Below are 20409 nucleotides of genomic sequence, written 5' to 3' on the forward strand. Positions count from 1 at the left end.
CGTTCCTTGCTATTTATTCGAATAGAAGTATAGTGTTAGTCAGCGATTTCAGAATTTGTTTTGATTTATCACCTTTTGTCATCCGGGCTTTTACTTTAAACACTAAAAGGTAATGAGGAAGATAATTTTCTTACAGTTCAATGATGTCTTTTTCTTTTTCGCTCAATGGGAGCCAGCTCTTTTTCTGTAGGTCCGTAAATGCTATCAACCACAATTCCTGCTTTTCTTTGCAGCCTCTACAGTTTCATCTCCCTAAGAGCCATTAGCGCTGTACTTCGGCAACCAGTTCAGCAGTATTCTAAACGGTTTCTCTGTGGATCTTACCTTTGTCGACGCACATTTCACGTCATATTCGCGTTCGGTTTCAGACGCCTAAGCCAGTTTTATTCACTAAACACAGTAAACACAGCTCTTCCCATTTATTTAATAGACATAGGAGAGGAGTACACGGAAAACTTTTTAAAGATAGATTAGGTCATTCAAAATGAATACAAATAATGTGAATTTATTGCATTGGGGGAACCTGCTAAAAATCAGATGCAAACTTCTACAGTTTTTGTGAGGGTAAGACAGTGTGCTGAAATTTTAAATTCACTCCAAAAATGCATTTTAACTCCTGTCTAAAATGAATTTTCCAAACTGAGAAAAAAATCCTCTTTTTTTAACCAATTTTAAACATTTGGATGACAAATAACGACAAAAAAATAAGCCGATATTTACTATATTTAAAGGAGCAACCTGGATAGACAAAACATTACAAACGAGAGGAGGATCGTCTGCTACACCCATTTTGAATTAAAAAGGGGGATTTCATTTGAAAAGAAAGCTGAAAAAGAAGGCCTTCTGCTCCATGTTAAGTGGGCTTCTGGCCTTATCTATGCTGATGCCCGCCGCTTCTGCCGCAAAATCGGCATCACCGCTCACTTCTTACAAAGAACAAGCAAAACAAAATGCTTCCATTGAGAAAAAAATTTCGAAATCTCTTGTCAAACAGTTCAAAAAAGAAGATCAAGTCACATTTTTGATCAAACTGAAAGATCAAGTCGATACTCCAAAGGTGGCCAAGCAGGCGGAGAAGAATGCAAAGAAAAAGTCGCTGAGCGCGGCTAAAACAGAATATCAAAAGCGCTCGGCTGTCGTCTCCGCTTTAAGAGTCAAAGCGGATGAGACGCAAAGCGATTTGAAACGTTATTTGAAAAAGCAGGAAAAACAAGGGAAAGTAAAAAAAATCCGCTCCTATTATATTGTCAACGGGATGGCCGTCCATGCGACGAAAGAGGTCATGGAACAAGTAGCGGCTTTTCCGGAAGTAGAGAAAGTGCTCCCGAACGAAAAAAGGCAGCTGATCAAGCCGGCTAAACAGTCTGTGAAAAAATCGGCAGCTAAGGATGAAAAAGAAATCGAATGGAATATCAATCGAGTCGACGCGCCAAAAGCCTGGAAATTGGGATATGACGGAACGGGCACGGTTGTCGCGTCAATTGATACGGGCGTGCAATGGGATCATCCGGCATTGAAAGAAAAATACCGCGGATATGACCCGCAGCATCCCGATCAGCCTGATCACGAATTCAGCTGGTATGATGCGGTTTCTGGCGCTTCTGAACCTTTTGACGACCTGGAGCACGGCACGCATGTAACCGGGACGATGGTCGGATCAGAGCCTGACGGTCAAAACCAAATCGGTGTGGCGCCGGGTGCAAAGTGGATTGCCGTGAAAGCTTTTTCGGATGACGGCGGAACGGACGAAGACCTCCTTGCAGCGGGTGAATGGATTTTGGCGCCGAAAGATAAAGATGGCAACCCGCACCCTGAAATGGCTCCGGATGTTGTCAATAACTCGTGGTCAGGGGGAGCCGGGATTGATGAGTTTTACAGGGATATCGTAAAAGCGTGGCGAGCTGCCGGCATCTTCCCTGAGTTCTCTGCGGGGAACGCTGATTTCACCAATCCGGGAGGACCTGCTTCGATTGCCAATCCGGCAAACTACCCCGAAGCGTTCGCGACCGGTGCGACAGACATCGATAATCGCTTAGCCGATTTTTCACTTCAAGGTCCTTCCCCGTATGATGAGACCAAGCCTGAAGTAACAGCACCTGGGGTCAACATTCGCTCTTCTGTCCCTGGAAGCGGCTATCAAGACGGCTGGGACGGCACTTCAATGGCAGGACCGCATGTCGCAGCCGCGGCCGCACTTATCAAGCAGGCCGATTCGTCGATCACCGTTGATGGGATCGAAAAGATTTTGATGGAAACCGCAACACCGCTCACAGACAGCAAATTTACCGAATCGCCGAACAACGGATACGGCCACGGGCTCGTGAACGTGTTTGACGCGGTGTCCGCCGTCACAGAAGGGTTGGGCAAAGCGGAAGGGCAAGTCGGAAAAGAAGGCGAAGACAAAAATCCGCCGGTCTTAAACCATCAAGAGATCAAGGAAATTTACTCAGGCTCAGAAACGCCTCTTTCAGTTGATGTGGAAGACGATGTCAGCATCATATCGGTCAAATTAAGCTATAAAACCGATGATTCCGATTGGGTGACGATCGCTGCCAAACAAACTTCCGGCGACTATAAAAAAGGAACGTACGAGGCGGCCGTATCCGTTTCTGAAGGGAAAACGCTTTCCTACAAATGGATTGTCACCGATTTCGGAGGAAACAAAACGGAATCCAAAGTGTACGAAATCCCGATTTCTCCGGCTGTGACCACAGGGTATAAACAAGATTTCGAGAATGCCGCCAACGGCTGGATCACATCAGGTGTGAAGAATTCATGGGAGCGCGGTATTCCTCAGTCAGGCCCGAATGCCGCAGCATCGGGAAAAAACGTATTCGCAACAAATCTGACAGGGCCGTATCAAAGTTCGGCCAATATGAATCTTCTTATGCCTCCTGTCAGCGTTCCAAAAAATCAAAAACTTTATCTCACATACAAATATTGGCACGATATTGAAGAGGACTTCGATTACGGTTTCGTTTACGTACAGCCTGAAGGGAAAGATGAATGGATCCCGGCTGCTGAGTACAGCGGCAGGACGTCAGAATGGAAAGACGGACAGATTGATTTGTCGGAGTACGGGGGACAGACGATTAAGATCATGTTCAACCTACAATCTGACGACAGCATTGAAGGTGACGGGCTTTATATCGATGATGTAGCGCTTGTGAAGGAAGTGAAGAGCGCAGGCACGAAAAAACGACTGGGCGTTGAAAAACAGCCGGCTAAAATGAAGGATAAGAAAACGAAGAAACAAACGATTGATCCGAAAAAAGCAAAACCGGCAGAAACCGTTCAAGAACATTCTGAGACGAAAAAAGCAGCTCCTGCAGTTCTTCCGGTGCGGGCTCAGGTCAGCGTGCTGGAGACGGGCAAATCGACATATTCCAACCAAGCAACAGGCGCATACAGTTTGGCTCATGCACCTGGAACGTATACGCTGAAAGCGGAAGCGTACGGATATGAATCAAATGCGCAAACCGTAAAAATCGAGGCCGACAAGACGACGACGGCAGACTTTGTCTTAAAGGAACTGAAGAAAGGGACGCTCACCGGAACGATAAAAAACAAAAAAACGGGCGAACCCGTCCGACATGCAAAGCTGTATATCGTTGAAGATGCATCCGTAAAACCGGTTCAGACGGACGGCGACGGAAGTTATTCATTAACGGCCTATGAAGGCTCGTATATGGTAAAGGTCTCTGCAAACGGATATTACAGCAGCGAGTTTTCCGTTGATTTAAAAGGAGATGTCTCGAAAGATATCGAGCTCGATCCTTTCATCGGCTATCCTGGGGAAATCGGCTATGATGACGGAACCGGGGAAAACGCCTGGGCTTTCTATGAATCCGGCAACGGGCTGGCCGTCAAAATGACGCTCGAAAACGGGCAGGAAAAAGCTATGCTGAAAGGCGGCTTGTTCAAATTCTGGGATACAGAATTCCCGGATCCGGGCGGCACTGATTTTGCAGTCGAGGTCTACGATGCGTCGGGTGAAAAAGGCTCTCCGGGCAAAAAACTCGCCGGCCCGTTCAAAGCTGAAGCGCTCCGCACAGGTGAATGGACGACCGTTGATTTGGGCGATGAAGGCATCCTCGTCGGAAAAGACTTTTACCTCGTGTACGTCCAGACAGAGGACCTGGCCAACTCACCTGGACTTGCTACAGATGAAGACGGGGAATATTCAGGCCGCAACTGGCAGTATACGGACGGCTCATGGTCGAAAGCGCCATCAGACCAAGGCAACTTCATGATCCGCGCTTTGGTCGACTATGAATTGGCGATGCCTGTGATTACGTCGCCTAAAGACGGATTCATTACCAACAAAAAGAATGCTGTCATCGAAGGGACATCGTCTCCGAACACGACCGTTCAGCTCTTTAACGGAGATGAAGAAGCCGGAACGGCGAAAACGGCGGGAGACGGCACTTTCTCAAAAGAGATTCCGCTGAATAAAGGTGAAAATGTGATCACCGCCAAATCGTCATCGGCTTCCGGAACGACGGATGCTTCAGACCCGGTCCGGATCGTCCTTGACCAGAAAAAGCCGAAGCTTACGATTGACACGCCGAAAAGCGGATCAAAACTCAATAAAGAGACTGTCACTGTGAAAGGAACAGTATCAGACGACCACTTAGAATCTGTTCATGTAAACGGCAAAAAAGCGGCTGTTGACAATGGCGAGTATTCTGCAAGGATTATGCTTGACAACGGCCAAAATGAAATCAAAGTAACGGCAGCGGATGCGGCAGGCAACAAAACGACCAAAAAAGTCACGGTGGATGTCAACTTTGAAGCGCCGCAAATCACCGGCTTGAAACCGGCTGAAGACCTCGAGCTCAAAACGGGAGAAACCGTGAAAATCGAGTTTGAAAGCGCCGCTGATTTGGATGCTGTCTTTGTGATCAGAATGCCACTTACCAATTTCAAAACGGCTGCCCAAAACGTAACAGAGCTGCCGATCAGAGAAGTCTCAAAAGGCAAGTATGAAGGATATTGGACCGCGACTTCAACCGCAAAAGCAAAAGGAGCGGAAATCGAGGTCATCGTCCGGGATGATTACGGCAATGAAACGAGACAAACGGCAAAAGGCAAACTGTACATCAATGAAAAGCTGAAATAAAGGTGAAAAGACGCTGTCTTTAATGGCAGCGTTTTTTTTCGTTTTATGATCGACAAATTCAGTACGAAAACTTCAAAAAATGTACGATTTGCGCAACATTAATTGACAGACTTTACCTTTGGGCTTGATTTATACTTAGGAAAACAAACAATATGGTCACCGAGCCCAAAGAAAGGGGAAGGATGTGGAAATCTATTTAGATGCGATATGGCTGTTAAACTTTTGTTTTGACTTGCTGCTTTTAATGATGACCGCATTTATTTTAAAGCGAAGGGTTAAAAAGCGGAGGCTGATCTTAGGGGCGTTTGTCGCGTCAAGCATCGTTCTGTTTATGTTTACACCTTTTTCGCCGTACGTCCTTCATCCTGCAGGCAAACTGTCGTTTTCGGTTGTGATCGTTCTTGTGACATTTGGTTTTAAGCGGTTCCGGTTTTTTTTACAAAATTTGTTTTCTTTTTATTTTGCCACTTTTTTAATGGGAGGAGGGATTATTGGAGCGCATTCTTTACTTGAAACGGATTCGATCATGGAAAACGGCGTTTTTATGACGAATTGGTCCGGTTTTGGAGACCCGGTCAGCTGGCTGTTTGTCGGTGCAGGTTTTCCGGCTGTATGGCTGTTTTCAAAAAAGCGTTTTGAAGATGCTGAAGCGAAGAAAATTCAATATGAAGAACGCGTCCGCCTAGAGACCGGCATTGATGAACATACGCTTCATTTCACCGGATTGATTGACTCCGGAAACCAACTCTACGACCCGATCACAAAAACGCCCGTCATGATCGTCAATATTGAAAAATTGAAAAGTGTATTGGGAGAAGAAGCGAGTGTGATCATCAAGGAAATGAGCCCGCTTGATGCCGTCGGCAAACTTGATGAAACACTCCCGTATATCGGGCGGATCCGCCTGATTCCCTACCGCGGGGTCGGCCATCAGCATCAGTTTCTGCTCTGCCTAAAGCCGGATCATGTGCTCATTTTTTCGGAAAGGGAGGTGATTGAAGCGCCGAAATGCCTGATTGGAATCAGCACCTCACCGCTTTCCGCGGACGGCGAATTTGACGCCATCGTCCATCCGAAAATGCTCGCCGGAAACCCGGTCAAACACGTTTCTTAAACTCGAAGTCTGTTACATTATCATACTCCTGAAGACGTTTATTTAGAAGGGGGAGGAAGATGAAAAAACTAAAATTAAGGTTAACCTATCTGTGGTACAAACTTTTAATGAAACTGGGGCTGAAAAGCGACGAAATTTATTATATCGGCGGAAGCGAAGCGCTGCCCCCGCCATTGTCAAAAGATGAAGAGCAGGTGCTTCTCCATAAGCTGCCTGACGGTGATCAGGCGGCACGGGCGATTTTGATTGAACGAAATCTCAGGCTGGTCGTCTACATCGCGAGAAAATTTGAAAATACCGGCATCAATATCGAGGATTTAATCTCCATCGGCACGATCGGCCTTATCAAAGCGGTGAATACCTTTAATCCCGAGAAAAAAATCAAACTGGCTACATATGCTTCCAGATGTATTGAAAATGAAATTTTGATGTATTTAAGAAGAAACAATAAAATTCGCTCAGAGGTATCATTCGATGAACCGTTGAACATCGATTGGGACGGAAATGAACTTCTTCTCTCAGATGTGCTCGGAACAGAAAACGATATTATTACAAAAGATATCGAAGCAAACGTTGATAAGAAGCTGCTGAAAAAAGCGCTTGAACAGCTCAATGACAGAGAAAAACAGATCATGGAGCTCCGCTTCGGGCTTGTCGGAGGAGAAGAAAAAACGCAAAAAGACGTTGCCGATATGCTCGGCATCTCCCAGTCATATATTTCCCGGCTTGAAAAAAGAATTATTAAAAGGCTGCGAAAAGAATTCAACAAAATGGTTTAATTTTTTTATGAAATTTGAAGTGTTGACAGCCAAGGGTTTTCGACTTGATCTTCTTATTTTTGGAAATTAACGATGCATATTTTTCCCACCCGAGGAGATACTGAACTTTGTACAGCAGCTCCTGTAGGGAGGGAAAAAAGTGTCGAGAAATAAAGTTGAAATCTGCGGGGTTGATACATCAAAACTGCCCGTACTGAAGAACGAAGAGATGAGAAAGTTGTTCAAGCAAATGCAGGATGAAGGAGACACGACAGCAAGAGAAAAGCTTGTTAACGGTAATTTGCGCCTTGTCTTAAGCGTCATTCAAAGGTTTAACAACAGAGGAGAGTATGTTGATGACTTATTCCAAGTCGGCTGCATCGGACTAATGAAATCAATTGATAATTTTGATCTGAGCCACAATGTTAAGTTTTCAACATATGCTGTACCAATGATCATCGGAGAAATCCGCAGATATTTGCGCGATAACAACCCGATCCGCGTCTCACGGTCACTCAGGGATATCGCGTACAAGGCGCTGCAAGTGAGAGAACGGCTGATCAGTGAGACAAGCAGGGAGCCGACGGCTCAGGAGATCGCGAAAGAGCTTGAAGTGTCCCATGAAGAAATCGTTTTTGCGCTTGACGCTATTCAAGATCCCGTATCTTTGTTTGAGCCGATTTACAATGACGGAGGAGATCCGATTTATGTCATGGATCAAATCAGCGATGAGCGCAACAAGGATTCGCAATGGATCGAAGAGCTCGCCTTAAAAGAAGGCATGAGACGGCTGAATGAACGGGAAAAAATGATCCTCAGAAAACGCTTCTTCCAAGGCAAGACGCAAATGGAAGTCGCTGATGAGATCGGAATCTCCCAAGCCCAGGTCTCAAGGCTGGAAAAAGCCGCCATTAAACAAATGAATAAGAACATTCACTAAAGCCGCAGTCAATCTGCGGCTTTTCACATGCTAAAAATGGAAAATCTCTCATTCACTTTGTTATATAAATAAGCTATAATAAAAGAATTATATTTTAATTTATCAGAATATTTACATAAAAGGAGGACTTCAAATGGTTTTGCAGCTTGAGAATGCTTCACTAAAACGAAATGGAGAGTGGATATTAAAGGATATTGATTGGACGGTGGAAAAGGGGGAGCACTGGGCGCTATACGGATTGAACGGAGCAGGCAAAACCGCTCTGTTGAACATGCTGTGCGCTTATTATTTTCCGACAACAGGAAAAGTCACCGTGTTAGGGCGCGAATTTGGAAAAACGGAGCTGAACGAAAAGCTTCGCCAAAAAATCGGCCTTGTGTCAGCGGCCCTGCAGCAGAAGCTGTATCCTGAAGACAGTGCATTTGAAATTGTCTTAAGCGGCGCTTTCGCTTCGATCGGCCTTTATGAATCGCCTTCACAGTCTGTCAGGGAGAAAGCGATCGCCCTCCTGGAGGAATTCGGCTCCATCCGTTATGCGGACAGGAGATATGAAACGCTCTCTCAGGGAGAAAAACAAAAGGTGCTGATCTCAAGGGCCTTGATGGCCGATCCAGAACTGCTCATTCTCGACGAGCCTGTAACCGGTCTTGATTTCATCGCGAGGGAGCAGGTGCTGGAGACGGTTGAACAAATTGCCAAAAAAGACAGTGCACCGTCCATGCTTTATGTTACTCACCATGCGGAAGAAATTCTCCCCGCTTTCAGCCAAACGCTGCTGTTGAAAAAAGGTGAAGTGTTTGCCTTGGGGAAGACAAGAGAGATGATGTCCGGCGAGGTTTTGTCCGAATTTTTCGATATGCCCGTCCAGGCGGTATGGACGGACGGCAGACCGTATTTGTCCAAGAAAAAGCCTCTAAACCTCAGCATTTAAAACGGCTGGTTCTTTGGCAGCCTCCTTGTTTGGAGGCTCTTTTTCAGCTTTCATCCTCTTGAAAAAGCTGGTAAGATAATAGAGAACGTCATGTTAAAGAGGGGTTCATCATTATGATCATTCAATTCATTCGCTACAGATAATGAAAGGTATAGACAAACGCTTAAACCATCCACACCTTCGTCTTTAAAAAATGCCGAAGGTGCGGGTTTATTTGTCTATGCCTTTTTCATTGATCTAAATGTGAATGAATGAGGTGTAACAATGATGAATAAAAAATTAAAAAGAGCATCGCTCATGAAAAGGCATGAAACGATGTTTCAGTGCCCGATATGCGCAACGAATATGGCGGTCACCGATTTAAAAAGCCTGATCTGTAAAAACGGACATACGTTTGATATCGCAAGAGGGGGATATGTCAATGTCACGACGCATGCTCCTTCTGTTAAATATGATAAAGAATTATTTGAAGCGAGAAGAATGTTAGCCGCCCGCGGCTTTTTTGAACCGCTTAGCGGCGCTTTGACAGACCGTCTCGAACAAGCAGGCCTCCCGTTTTGCAACTTTGTCAGCATCCTCGATGCCGGCTGCGGGGAAGGTTCGCATTTGGCGCGGATCGTTGAAAAGCTTCAAATGCGTTCCGGATCGCCTGTCCTTGGCGTCGGGCTTGATTTGGCGAAAGCCGGGATTGTGTCTGCGACTAAGCAAGAAAGAGAGGCGATCTGGTGTGTCGCCGATCTGGCTGCCGCGCCGTTTCGGAATCGTTCATTCGACGCGATCCTCAATATATTGTCGCCTTCTAATTACGCGGAATTCGAGCGGCTGTTATCTGATGACGGCATCGTTTTGAAAGTGATTCCGAAAAGCGGCTATCTGAAAGAACTGCGGGGGTTTTTGTATGACGGCTTGGACAAACAAGCCTATACGAGCGAGGATACGGCTGAGCGGTTCTCGTCTCATTTCGATCTGATCGACAGAACGGAGATCGCCTACAGCAAACGTTTAGACCAAAGCCTTCTCGCGCCGCTCATCAAGATGACGCCATTATCATGGCGCGCAGAAAAGGAGCGGATCAAAGCCTTTTTAAAGAAAGAATCCGCTGTTACGACCGTCCATCTCGACATTTTAGCCGGCAGGAAAAAAACGAAATAAACCACTGAAAAGGCAGTCTAAATAAAGGACTGCCTTTCATATAATCTTAAAAGGACATTTGATCAGAGGAGGCGTGCGGTGGACATGATGAACATTTCTGATTTCCAGATAAAAGATGTCGTTAACGTATCAAACGGGAAAAAGCTCGGCAGCATCGGCGATATCGATATTAATGTAACGACAGGCAAAATACAGGCGATTGTCATCGGAGGAACGGGGAAAGTTTTCGGATTTTTCGGAAAAGAAGAGGAAATCGTCATTCCGTGGCGAAATATTGTTAAAATTGGAGAAGATGTGATTCTTGTGCGTTTAAGCTGATCAAGCATATGAGATGATGCCTGATCAATCGGCGGGCCCTTATCCGCCTGCTTTTTCAACATTATTGTATACGGTGAGACCGTCTGCAAAAACGGCGATAAATGTTGCAAACAATACATTTCGTTTAGTTTTTTGAAACGAAACTAAACGAATGCATCAAGATGTGTTAAAATAGGAGCGATATGATGAAAGACTACGATGTTTGTCGAAAGGCTGATCACCATGAATACATATAACCCCTTTCGTCTTGATGCTCCGTCAATGCTTTTGATTGAGGAATGGAATCAGACGGCGGAAACCGGCGGAGCCGTCACAGCCGGATTTACGACAAAAAACGGCGGAGAAAGCGAACCGCCTTTTCACTCACTGAATACAGGGCTGCACGTTCAGGATCATGAACAGCATGTCATCAATAACAGAAAACAGATTGCCGACAACTTAAAAACCGATCTGCACGACTGGGTATTTGCCGATCAGACGCATGAAGACCGGATTCAAAAAGTGACGGATAGCGATCGCGCCAGCGGCGCTTTCCGATACGATACGGCGCTGAAGGCTACGGACGGACTTTATACAGACAGGCCAAACCTGTTTTTGGCGCTTTGCTTTGCCGACTGCGTTCCCGTTTATTTTTACGATCCGGTCCGCTCGCTGGCCGGAATCGCTCACGCGGGCTGGAAAGGCACCGCGCTCGGGATCGCAGCCAGCATGGTTGACACGTGGGTCAGCCGGGAAGGATCAAATCCCGCAGACATCCACGCCGTGATCGGGCCTGCGATCGGCTCGTGCTGCTACACTGTCGACGATCATGTAATAGACAAAATCAGGAATCTTCCTCTTCAGCAAGAAGACAAAGCCTTTTTGACGATAAAAGAAGGGGAGTACCGTCTCGAATTAAAAGAAGTGAACAGGCAGCTGCTTGTACACGCCGGAATTCCAAACGGCCAGATCAAGGTGAGTTCCCTTTGTACGAGCTGCGAGCATTCACTGTTTTTCTCCCATCGGAGAGACCGGGGAAAAACCGGACGGATGATGTCCTTCATCGGATTAAAGGAGGTATAGCTTACAGGTGGATGTGAAAAGCAATTTACGACATATAAATGACAGGATCAACGAAGCGTGTATCAAAGCGGGAAGAACGCCCGACGAAATATCCGTCATCGCTGTCACGAAATATGTTTCCCCGGAACGGGCGCAGGCAGCGCTTGATGCAGGAATCAGACATTTGGGAGAAAACCGCGATACCGGACTGCTTCACAAGCTCGACGCTCTGAAAGACAGCGAACCGGTATGGCATTTTATCGGAACCCTGCAGACGAGAAAGGTAAAAGCAATCATCGATCATGTCTCATATATCCATTCTTTAGACAGGCTTTCATTGGCCGACGAGATTCAGAAGAGGGCAAAAAAACCGATTGACTGTTTTGTTCAGGTCAACACATCTCTTGAATCTTCAAAACACGGCATGGCAAAAGAAGAGGTTCTTTCTTTTGTAAAAAAACTGTCTGCATATGAAAACATCCGGATTGCGGGATTAATGACGATGGCTCCTTTTACGGATGACGAGACGGCAATCAGAAGCTGTTTTCGCTTGCTGAGAGAGCTGCGCGACGAGGTTCGCGGGCTCGGTCAATGGAACGCCCCGTGCAGCGAGCTTTCGATGGGGATGTCTAACGACTATACGATCGCAGTCGAGGAAGGCGCGACATTCGTCAGAATCGGATCTTCCTTAGTCGGAAATGAAACTGGAGGTGGACAATCATGAGTTTGAAAAACAAATTTAAAAACTTTTTTTCCTTGGATGATGAGGAATACGAATACGAGTACATTGAAACAGACAGGGAGGAAATCCCTGAAGAGCATGAATCGAAAGACAGAACCGCCTACCAGTCTAAAGCGGCTGGGAAGCAGAATGTCGTAAGTTTGCAAAGCGTTCAGAAATCTTCTAAAGTAGTGTTAAGTGAGCCTCGGGTGTACGCGGAAGCCCAGGAAATCGCAGACCATATCAAAAACCGGCGCGCCGTCGTCGTGAACCTGCAGCGCATTCAGCACGATCAGGCGAAAAGAATCGTTGATTTCTTGAGCGGAACTGTATATGCTCTCGGCGGCGATATTCAGCGGATCGGAGCGGACATCTTTTTATGCACGCCTGAAAACGTCGATGTCTCCGGCACGATTTCCGAGCTCATAGAAGAAGAACATCAGAGGTGGTAAATCGCAGATGATCCTACTTTATCAAATTTTAAGCACGCTTATAACCGTCTATTCGTTTGCGCTCATTATTTACATTTTTATGTCTTGGGTGCCTAATGCAAGGGAGTCTTCATTCGGCCGGGTGCTTGCTTCACTTTGCGAGCCTTATCTCGAACCGTTCAGAAGGATTATTCCTCCGCTCGGGATGATTGATATTTCTCCGCTCGTGGCGATTTTCATCCTGCGGTTCGCAGATGCAGGGCTTCTTGCGGTTTTCAGAATGCTCGGCGCTTTTTAAAGACATTATGCCGATCTCCCGTAAGACTTACCGCAGGCAGCGGCGCCGTGGTTCAGGAGCGTGCCTTCAATCTTTGCGGGCCGAGTATCGGGCTTGGCTGTAGGCCAGGCCTCTTTACATAGAAAGGAAAGACAATGAGCGATATTTACCAGCATTTCAGAAAAGACGAAGAGCCGTTTATCGACCAGGCTCTTGAGTGGAAAAGAATCGTGGCGGAACAGTACCGGATGAAGCTGACCGATTTTTTGGACCCGCGGGAACAGGTGATCCTGCAATCTGTCATCGGTCAGTCGGACGAAGTGAGGCTTGAATTTTTCGGGGGCTTCCCTGAGGCCGAACGAAAGAGGGCTTTACTATTCCCTGAATATGCTGAGCCGTCTGCCGAAGATTTTCAGCTTCAGGGCTGGGAAGTCATCTATCCGCAAAAATTCGCCTCCATCGAGCATCGCGAGCTTCTCGGCTCATTGATGGGCATCGGATTGAGGCGCCAAAAGTTCGGCGACCTCATCTTTTCGGACGGGACATGGCAGTTTATCTGTTCGGAAGAAGTCGCTGATTTTGTTTTCACCCAGCTGACACAAATCGGCAAGGTGAAAGTTTCCCTTGAAAAAATTCCGCTTTCTAAGCTTAAAGTACCGGAGCAGGATGTCGAAATAAGGGATGATACGGTTTCATCTTTGAGGCTTGATGCGATTTGCTCGGCAATGAGCAGGCAATCCCGGCAAAAAGCACAGGTTCTCGTGAAAAATGGCCTCGTGAAAGTGAACTGGAAAGTCATTGAAGACCCTTCATATGCACTGGCGGAAGGGGATATGATTTCGATCCGGGGGTTTGGCCGGTTCAGGATGAAAAACATTGACGGCAAAACGAAGAAGGGCAAATGGAGATTGACGTTTGAAAAACAAAAATGACGCGTTTTAACAGTTTTTTCTCCGCCCGGTCGAATTTTGCTTTATAATGTTGACTAGGACAAATGTACATAAAGAAAAATAATGGAGGTGGGCAGCATGCCTTTGACGCCAAATGACATTCATAATAAAACATTTACAAAAGCGTTCCGCGGCTATGACGAAGATGAAGTGAACGAGTTCCTGGCCCAGGTGAGAAAGGATTATGAGATCATTCTGCGCAAAAAAAATGAGCTTGAATCAAAGGTGAACGAGCTTGACGAGCGTCTCGGCCATTTTTCGACGATCGAAGAGACGTTGAATAAATCGATCCTTGTCGCACAGGAAGCAGCAGAAGACGTAAAGCGCAATTCCGAGAAAGAAGCGAAGCTCATCATTCGTGAAGCTGAGAAAAACGCTGACCGGATCATTAATGAGTCTCTTTCAAAATCGAGAAAGATCGCGATGGAAATCGAAGAGCTGAAAAAGCAGTCAAAAGTGTTCAGAACCCGTTTCCAAATGCTGATCGAAGCGCAGCTTGACCTGTTGAAAAACGACGACTGGGATCATTTGCTTGAATACGAAGTAGACGCCGTCATGGATGAAAAAGAATAGAATTTCATTTGCGTTCTTGACATATCGTCATCCGTTCGCATATAATACGTTCATAAATTGAGTGAAAAACGTTTGAGAGGGACAGACATTGATTTCTGAAAACAATGAAAGCGACCCGGGGGCGGTGTAAGCCCGGGATTGTTGGAATCGTTGTGAATCAGCCCTCAAGTTTCCTTTCTGAACCGTCCAGTAGGAAAGGACGTCCCATCACGTTACGATGTTTGAGCGGATAAGCCGAATCGGCTTGTCTAAAAGGGTGGTACCGCGAGATCAAAGCCTTCTCGTCCCTTATGGGATGAAAAGGCTTTTTTTGTTTTAGAAAAGATGTTTTGGAGGAATGGTAATGGATTATAAAGATACGCTCTTAATGCCGAAAACAGATTTTCCGATGAGAGGAAACCTGCCGAACCGTGAACCTGAAATCCAGGGGAAATGGGAAGATATGGACATTTACAGCCTCGTTCAGAAACGAACCGAAGGCCGGCCGATGTTCGTGCTTCATGACGGACCTCCGTATGCGAACGGCGATATTCATATGGGCCATGCGCTCAACAAAGTACTGAAGGACTTCATCGTCCGTTCGAGATCGATGAGCGGCTATCATGCACCGTATGTTCCGGGCTGGGATACACACGGCCTGCCGATTGAAACAGCGCTCACGAAAAACAAAAAAGTGAAGCGCAAAGAAATGACGGTAGCCGAATTCCGCAAGCTTTGCGAAGAATACGCATGGCAGCAAATCGAAGGACAAAAAACGCAATTTAAGCGCCTCGGTGTCAGAGGAGATTGGGAAAACCCATACGTGACCCTTAAGCCGGAGTTTGAAGCGCAGCAAATTAAAGTATTCGGCGAAATGGCGAAAAAAGGCTATATTTACAAAGGGAAGAAGCCGGTTTACTGGTCCCCTTCAAGCGAATCCGCTCTGGCTGAAGCTGAAATCGAATACCATGATAAACGCTCGCCGTCTATCTATGTTGCATTCGATGTGAAAGATGGAAAAGGTGTATTAACAAACGGCGAAAAAATCGTCATTTGGACGACAACGCCGTGGACGATCCCGGCCAATCTCGGCATCGCCGTACACCCTGAATTGGAGTACAGCGTCGTTGCTGCCGGAGGCGCGCGCTATGTGATGGCAAGCGCATTGATTGAAAGCGTGGCAAAAGCGATCGGCTTTGAAGATCATGAAGTCGTTCAAACTGTTAAAGGAAAAGACCTGGAACATATCGTCGCGGTTCATCCTTTATACAGCAGAGATTCTCTTGTTATGCTCGGTGAACACGTAACTACAGATGCCGGTACAGGCTGTGTTCATACTGCTCCGGGACACGGTGAAGACGACTTTATCATCGGTCAGAAATACGGACTTGACGTGCTTTGCCCGGTTGATGAAAAAGGACATATGACGAGCGAAGCCCCTGGTTTTGAAGGACTGTTTTACGATCAGGCCAACAAACCGATTACAGAACAGCTCGAAGAAAAAGGCGCTTTGCTGAAGCTCGATTTCATCACCCACTCCTATCCGCACGACTGGAGAACGAAAAAACCGACCATTTTCCGCGCGACCTCCCAATGGTTCGCTTCTATCAAAGACTTTAGAGACGAGCTTCTTGACGCGGTGAAAGAAACAAAATGGGTGCCTGAATGGGGCGAAACGCGCCTCTACAATATGGTCCGCGACCGCGGCGACTGGTGTATCTCAAGACAGCGCGCATGGGGCGTGCCGATTCCGGTATTTTATGCCGAAAACGGGGAGCCGATCATCACGGATGAAACGATCGACCACGTTTCTGAACTATTCAGGGAGCACGGTTCGAACATTTGGTTTGAAAAAGAAGCGAATGAACTGCTTCCGGAAGGCTTTACGCATCCGGGAAGCCCGAACGGCAAGTTCACAAAGGAACAGGACATCATGGATGTCTGGTTTGATTCAGGTTCGTCACATCAGGCCGTACTGGAAGAGCGCGATGATCTTGTAAGACCTGCGGACTTGTATCTGGAAGGATCTGACCAATACCGCGGCTGGTTTAACTCATCGATTTCGACAGCCGTTGCCGTAACGGGTAAAGCACCATATAAAGGTGTGCTGTCACACGGTTTTGCCCTTGACGGAGAAGGCCGCAAAATGAGCAAATCGCTCGGGAATGTCGTTGTTCCGGCAAAAATCATGAATCAGTTCGGGGCCGATATTTTAAGGCTGTGGGTTGCGTCTGTCGACTATCAAGCAGATGTCCGCGTATCTGACGCGATCTTAAAGCAAGTCGCAGAAGTGTACCGGAAGATCCGCAACACGTTCCGTTTTCTTCACGGAAACATTGCTGATTTTGACCCGGCGAAAGATGCAATCGCTGTGGAAGAACTTCGCGAAGTCGATCAGTACATTTTGATCAAGCTGAACAGCCTTATTGAAAAAGTCAAAAAAGCATATGAAGAATATGATTTTGCGGTCATTTACCATGCTGTCCACAACTTCTGCGCGATCGAGCTCAGCTCATTCTATATGGATTTTGCCAAAGACGTCGTTTATATTGAACACGCCGATCATAAAGACCGCCGCAGCATGCAGACCGTTTTTTACGAAACGTTGCTCGGGCTTGTCAAGCTGATCGCGCCGATCCTGCCGCATACTGCTGACGAAATGTGGAGCCACTTCACATTCGTATCGGAAAAAAGCGTGCAGCTTACCGATATGCCGGAAACAAGAGACATTCCAAATGCAAAAGAGACGGAAGAGAAGTTCGACAGCTTCATGAAGCTTCGCGGCGATGTTCTTAAAGCGCTTGAAACAGCGCGTAATGAAAAGATCATCGGAAAATCTTCGGTTGCGAGCTTGACGCTGTATCCAAATGAAGAAGCAAAAGCGCTGCTTTCTTCGATCAAGGAAGACGTCAAACAGCTGTTCATCGTGTCAGAGCTTCTCATCGGCGGAACGGAAGCCGAAGCGCCTGAAGGTGCGCAGACGTTTGACACAGGAAAAATCGTCGTTGCTCAGGCAGAAGGCGAAACTTGTGAGCGGTGTCGCATGGTTTCCAAAGAAATCGGCCAGGATGCCGATCATCCGGAGCTTTGCCCTCGCTGTGCCGGAATTGTGAAGACGTATTATCAAAATTAACCACTAAGCGGTTCGGAGTTTTTCCGAACCGCTTTTAATATGCCGCCAAACCTTATCAGGCCTGCCCAGGCGTCCTGTCTGAACGCACATCCTGTGAAAGTCCGGAGAAAGGATGCCATTGCTGACATCGTTTTGTACGTCAGGAAAAATCTTTTGGGCTTGGATACCGGCTTTGTCGGTAACACTAAGGTCACAAACGATAAGAGCAGGAGTTGATGTAGGCGTGAACGATCAGCTGGCGGCAATTCATACCGAACTTCTTCAAATGAAGGAAGAACTGGAAGCAAGGCTTTTTGAATACTCCTTTTTTCAGCAGGATTCTCAAGGCATCAATTCGTATCAGCAGGTAACACTTATGTATCATGTCAAAGAAGAGCTGCAGGACGTGCTTTTGGCCCTTTCAAAAATCGAAAACGGAACATACGGCATTTGCGAAGAAACGAATCAGGCAATTCCGCTGGAAAAAATGGCTATTCTGCCGACGGCGCGCACCGCGAACGATTTTTTATATCATGCCCAGTTTGAAAAAAAGACGCTTCCTATTTGGGCTGAGACGGATGAGACGTTCAACCGGGCGCTCTACTCATAACATTCTGCAAGAGGGGAGGGCTTTTGCCCTCTTGCAGGATGTCAATGAATATTCCTTTACTCCTTTTCTTTTTCTTGTTAAAATGCTTAAATGAAGAGAAACAGAAACTGGAGGAACGGTTTGTGCCTTATTACATAATTGCAGTGCTCATTATCGGTATCGATCAATTTACAAAATGGCTGGTCGTCAGCAAAATGGAGTACGGTGAAAGCATTCCCGTCATCGACGGTTTCTTTCAAATTACGTCGCACAGAAATACAGGCGCAGCATGGGGCATTTTGGCCGGACAGATGTGGTTTTTTTACATCATTACCACGGCGGTTATCATCGGCATTGTTTACTACATTCAAAAACATGCCAAAGGACAAATCCTGCTCGGAACCGCTCTCGGATTGATGCTTGGCGGTGCTGTCGGCAATTTTATCGACCGCGTGTTCAGGCAAGAAGTTGTCGATTTTATACACGTGACGATTGTCAATTATCATTATCCGATTTTCAACATTGCCGATTCATCTTTATGCGTCGGTGTCCTGCTCTTATTTATACAAATGCTGTTAGACGGAAAGAAGAAGAGGGAGCTGTAACATGGAGCATTATGATATGACCGTTCATGAAGAACATAAAGGTGAACGGATTGACAAGTACTTGACCGCAGTTGAAGCGGATTGGTCGCGGACTCAGGTGCAGCAGTGGATTAAAGAAGACCGCGTGCTGGTTAACGGAAATGCGGTCAAAGCCAATTATAAAGTTCAGGATGGGGATGCGGTGTCAGTCCATGTTCCAGAACCGGAACCGCTTGATGTCACGGCTGAACCGATGGATCTTGATATTTATTATGAGGATCAGGACGTTCTTGTCGTCAACAAGCCGCGCGGAATGGTGGTTCATCCGGCTCCCGGCCATCTGACGGGGACGCTTGTCAACGGTTTGATGGCGCATTGTGACGATCTGTCAGGCATCAACGGCGTGATGAGGCCGGGCATCGTCCACCGGATTGATAAGGACACTTCAGGTCTGTTGATGGTTGCCAAAAACGACATGGCGCATGAATCGCTCGTGAATCAGCTTGTCAACAAAACGGTGACGAGAAAATACACCGCGCTTGTCCACGGCGTCATCCCGCATGACCACGGGACGATCGACGCGTCGATCGGCAGGGATAAAAAAGACAGGCAGAGTATGACGGTCACAAGGGAAAATGGAAAGCATGCCGTCACTCATTTTGAAGTGATCGAACGGTTCGACGATTTCACTGTTGTTGAATGCCAGCTTGAAACGGGGCGAACCCATCAAATTCGCGTGCATATGAAATATATCGGTTTTCCTCTGGCGGGAGATCCGAAATACGGCCCGAAAAAGACGGTCGATTTCAACGGCCAGGTGCTGCATGCGGGCGTATTGGGATTTGACCATCCGCGTACCGGAGAATATGTTGAATTTGAGGCGCCTCTGCCTGATGACATGAAAAATCTCCTCGACAAAATTCGAAATAAACGTTGACAGACGTTTTCTTTTTTGAAATAATAAATGCAGTTAAATCAGATTCTTTAACACAGTCCAGAGAGGCTGAGAAGGATACCGGACAAGCGAATCAATGAATTCGTTTCAAGACCCCTCTCTGCCTTTATGCAGAAGGGGTTTTTGTTTTATCCTTTAAAAGATGCGGGGTGCTGGCCATGCAGGAACAAGAAAAGGCTGTTGTGCTTGACGAACAGGCGATCAGAAGGGCGCTGACAAGAATCGCCCACGAAATGATTGAACGAAACAAAGGAATGAACAACTGTATCCTTGTCGGAATCAAAACGAGAGGCATCTATCTGGCCAAACGGCTTGCCGAACGGATTGAGCAAATCGAAGGAAACAAAGTCACCGTAGGAGAGCTCGACATCACCCTTTACAGGGATGATCTCTCCAAAAAAACGTCTAATGAAGAGCCGCTTGTCAAAGGAGCGGACATTCCGGCGGACATCACCGATCAAAAGGTGATCGTCGTCGATGATGTGCTTTACACGGGACGGACAGTCAGAGCGGCCATGGATGCGCTCGTCGATGTCGGGCGGCCTTCATCCATCCAGCTCGCGGTGCTTGTCGATCGCGGCCACAGAGAGCTGCCGATCAGAGCCGACTATATCGGGAAAAACATCCCGACATCGAAAACCGAAAAGGTCATGGTTCAATTGGAAGAAGTTGACGGACGCGACCTTGCGGCGATTTATAAAAAGTGAATGACAATCCTTTTTTAAATGCATTCCAGTGAGTTTGCAAAGAGGGATAGAACGAAAGATAGCCGCCTCACCATGCGGCGGATCTTTGTCTGCCTCTTTGCGCAATTTAAGCAAAGAGGCTTTTTTAATGGGCACAATCTTTTCAGGATATAAAG

18 protein-coding genes and 1 other annotated feature are annotated in these 20409 nt (G+C 46.7%); all 18 genes read left to right on the forward strand.

The features are described from left to right. Positions 1–814 precede the first annotated feature (814 nt). The 18 genes from M1D67_RS08830 to pyrR all read left to right on the forward strand — a co-directional run bounded on the left by M1D67_RS08830 (position 815) and on the right by pyrR (position 20254). Complete coding sequence (locus tag M1D67_RS08830; RefSeq protein ID WP_479831779.1) at positions 815–5122, forward strand: S8 family serine peptidase; 4308 nt, start codon at positions 815–817, stop codon at positions 5120–5122. A gap of 184 nt (positions 5123–5306) precedes the next feature. Then, the gene (gene spoIIGA, locus M1D67_RS08835) at positions 5307–6236 is read left to right on the forward strand and encodes a sigma-E processing peptidase SpoIIGA (protein WP_026579754.1); all 930 of its coding nucleotides are present in this window, start codon (positions 5307–5309) and stop codon (positions 6234–6236) included. Between the two features lie 59 nt (positions 6237–6295). Then, complete coding sequence (sigE, locus tag M1D67_RS08840; protein ID WP_003181573.1) at positions 6296–7015, forward strand: RNA polymerase sporulation sigma factor SigE; 720 nt, start codon at positions 6296–6298, stop codon at positions 7013–7015. 139 nt (positions 7016–7154) lie between these two features. After that, complete coding sequence (gene sigG, locus M1D67_RS08845; RefSeq protein WP_003181576.1) at positions 7155–7934, forward strand: RNA polymerase sporulation sigma factor SigG; 780 nt, start codon at positions 7155–7157, stop codon at positions 7932–7934. Between the two features lie 133 nt (positions 7935–8067). Beyond that, the gene (locus M1D67_RS08850; RefSeq protein ID WP_020451313.1) at positions 8068–8865 is read left to right on the forward strand and encodes an ABC transporter ATP-binding protein; all 798 of its coding nucleotides are present in this window, start codon (positions 8068–8070) and stop codon (positions 8863–8865) included. 264 nt (positions 8866–9129) lie between these two features. Then, a complete protein-coding gene (locus tag M1D67_RS08855; protein WP_106070708.1) occupies positions 9130–10017 on the forward strand; it encodes a putative RNA methyltransferase in 888 nt (295 codons plus the stop codon). An 84-nt stretch (positions 10018–10101) separates the two neighbouring features. Further along, a complete protein-coding gene (locus M1D67_RS08860) occupies positions 10102–10335 on the forward strand; it encodes a YlmC/YmxH family sporulation protein (RefSeq protein WP_011197962.1) in 234 nt (77 codons plus the stop codon). A gap of 222 nt (positions 10336–10557) precedes the next feature. Beyond that, positions 10558–11397 carry a peptidoglycan editing factor PgeF gene (gene pgeF / locus M1D67_RS08865; RefSeq protein WP_020451315.1) on the forward strand — a complete coding sequence of 280 codons (840 nt, stop codon included), beginning with the start codon at positions 10558–10560 and terminating at the stop codon, positions 11395–11397. Between the two features lie 7 nt (positions 11398–11404). Next, positions 11405–12100 carry a YggS family pyridoxal phosphate-dependent enzyme gene (locus tag M1D67_RS08870; protein ID WP_020451316.1) on the forward strand — a complete coding sequence of 232 codons (696 nt, stop codon included), beginning with the start codon at positions 11405–11407 and terminating at the stop codon, positions 12098–12100. After that, entirely contained in the window at positions 12097–12549 is a 453-nt protein-coding gene (sepF, locus tag M1D67_RS08875; protein ID WP_003181594.1) for a cell division protein SepF, read from the forward strand. Before M1D67_RS08870 ends, sepF begins: the two co-directional genes overlap by 4 nt. 10 nt (positions 12550–12559) lie before the next feature. Further along, complete coding sequence (locus M1D67_RS08880) at positions 12560–12826, forward strand: YggT family protein (protein WP_025811370.1); 267 nt, start codon at positions 12560–12562, stop codon at positions 12824–12826. A 134-nt stretch (positions 12827–12960) separates the two neighbouring features. After that, positions 12961–13737, forward strand: coding sequence for a YlmH family RNA-binding protein (locus M1D67_RS08885; RefSeq protein WP_106070709.1), 777 nt, complete (start codon positions 12961–12963; stop codon positions 13735–13737). 96 nt (positions 13738–13833) lie between these two features. Beyond that, positions 13834–14328, forward strand: a complete 495-nt coding sequence (locus M1D67_RS08890) for a DivIVA domain-containing protein (RefSeq protein WP_020451319.1) — start codon at positions 13834–13836, stop codon at positions 14326–14328. 62 nt (positions 14329–14390) lie between these two features. Then, positions 14391–14620 (forward strand) — a binding site (T-box leader). A gap of 51 nt (positions 14621–14671) precedes the next feature. Next, entirely contained in the window at positions 14672–17440 is a 2769-nt protein-coding gene (gene ileS, locus M1D67_RS08895; RefSeq protein WP_105978927.1) for an isoleucine--tRNA ligase, read from the forward strand. Positions 17441–17663: 223 nt separating this feature from the next. Further along, entirely contained in the window at positions 17664–18029 is a 366-nt protein-coding gene (locus M1D67_RS08900; RefSeq protein ID WP_023857244.1) for a TraR/DksA family transcriptional regulator, read from the forward strand. Between the two features lie 122 nt (positions 18030–18151). Further along, entirely contained in the window at positions 18152–18613 is a 462-nt protein-coding gene (gene lspA / locus M1D67_RS08905) for a signal peptidase II (RefSeq protein ID WP_479831780.1), read from the forward strand. 1 nt (position 18614) lies between these two features. Then, positions 18615–19529: an RluA family pseudouridine synthase gene (locus M1D67_RS08910; protein ID WP_479831781.1), complete on the forward strand. Its 915-nt coding sequence runs from the start codon at positions 18615–18617 to the stop codon at positions 19527–19529. Between the two features lie 176 nt (positions 19530–19705). Beyond that, complete coding sequence (pyrR, locus tag M1D67_RS08915; protein ID WP_020451324.1) at positions 19706–20254, forward strand: bifunctional pyr operon transcriptional regulator/uracil phosphoribosyltransferase PyrR; 549 nt, start codon at positions 19706–19708, stop codon at positions 20252–20254. Positions 20255–20409: the final 155 nt, after the last annotated feature.

The sequence above is a fragment of the Bacillus sp. PK6-025 genome, from assembly GCF_056530265.1.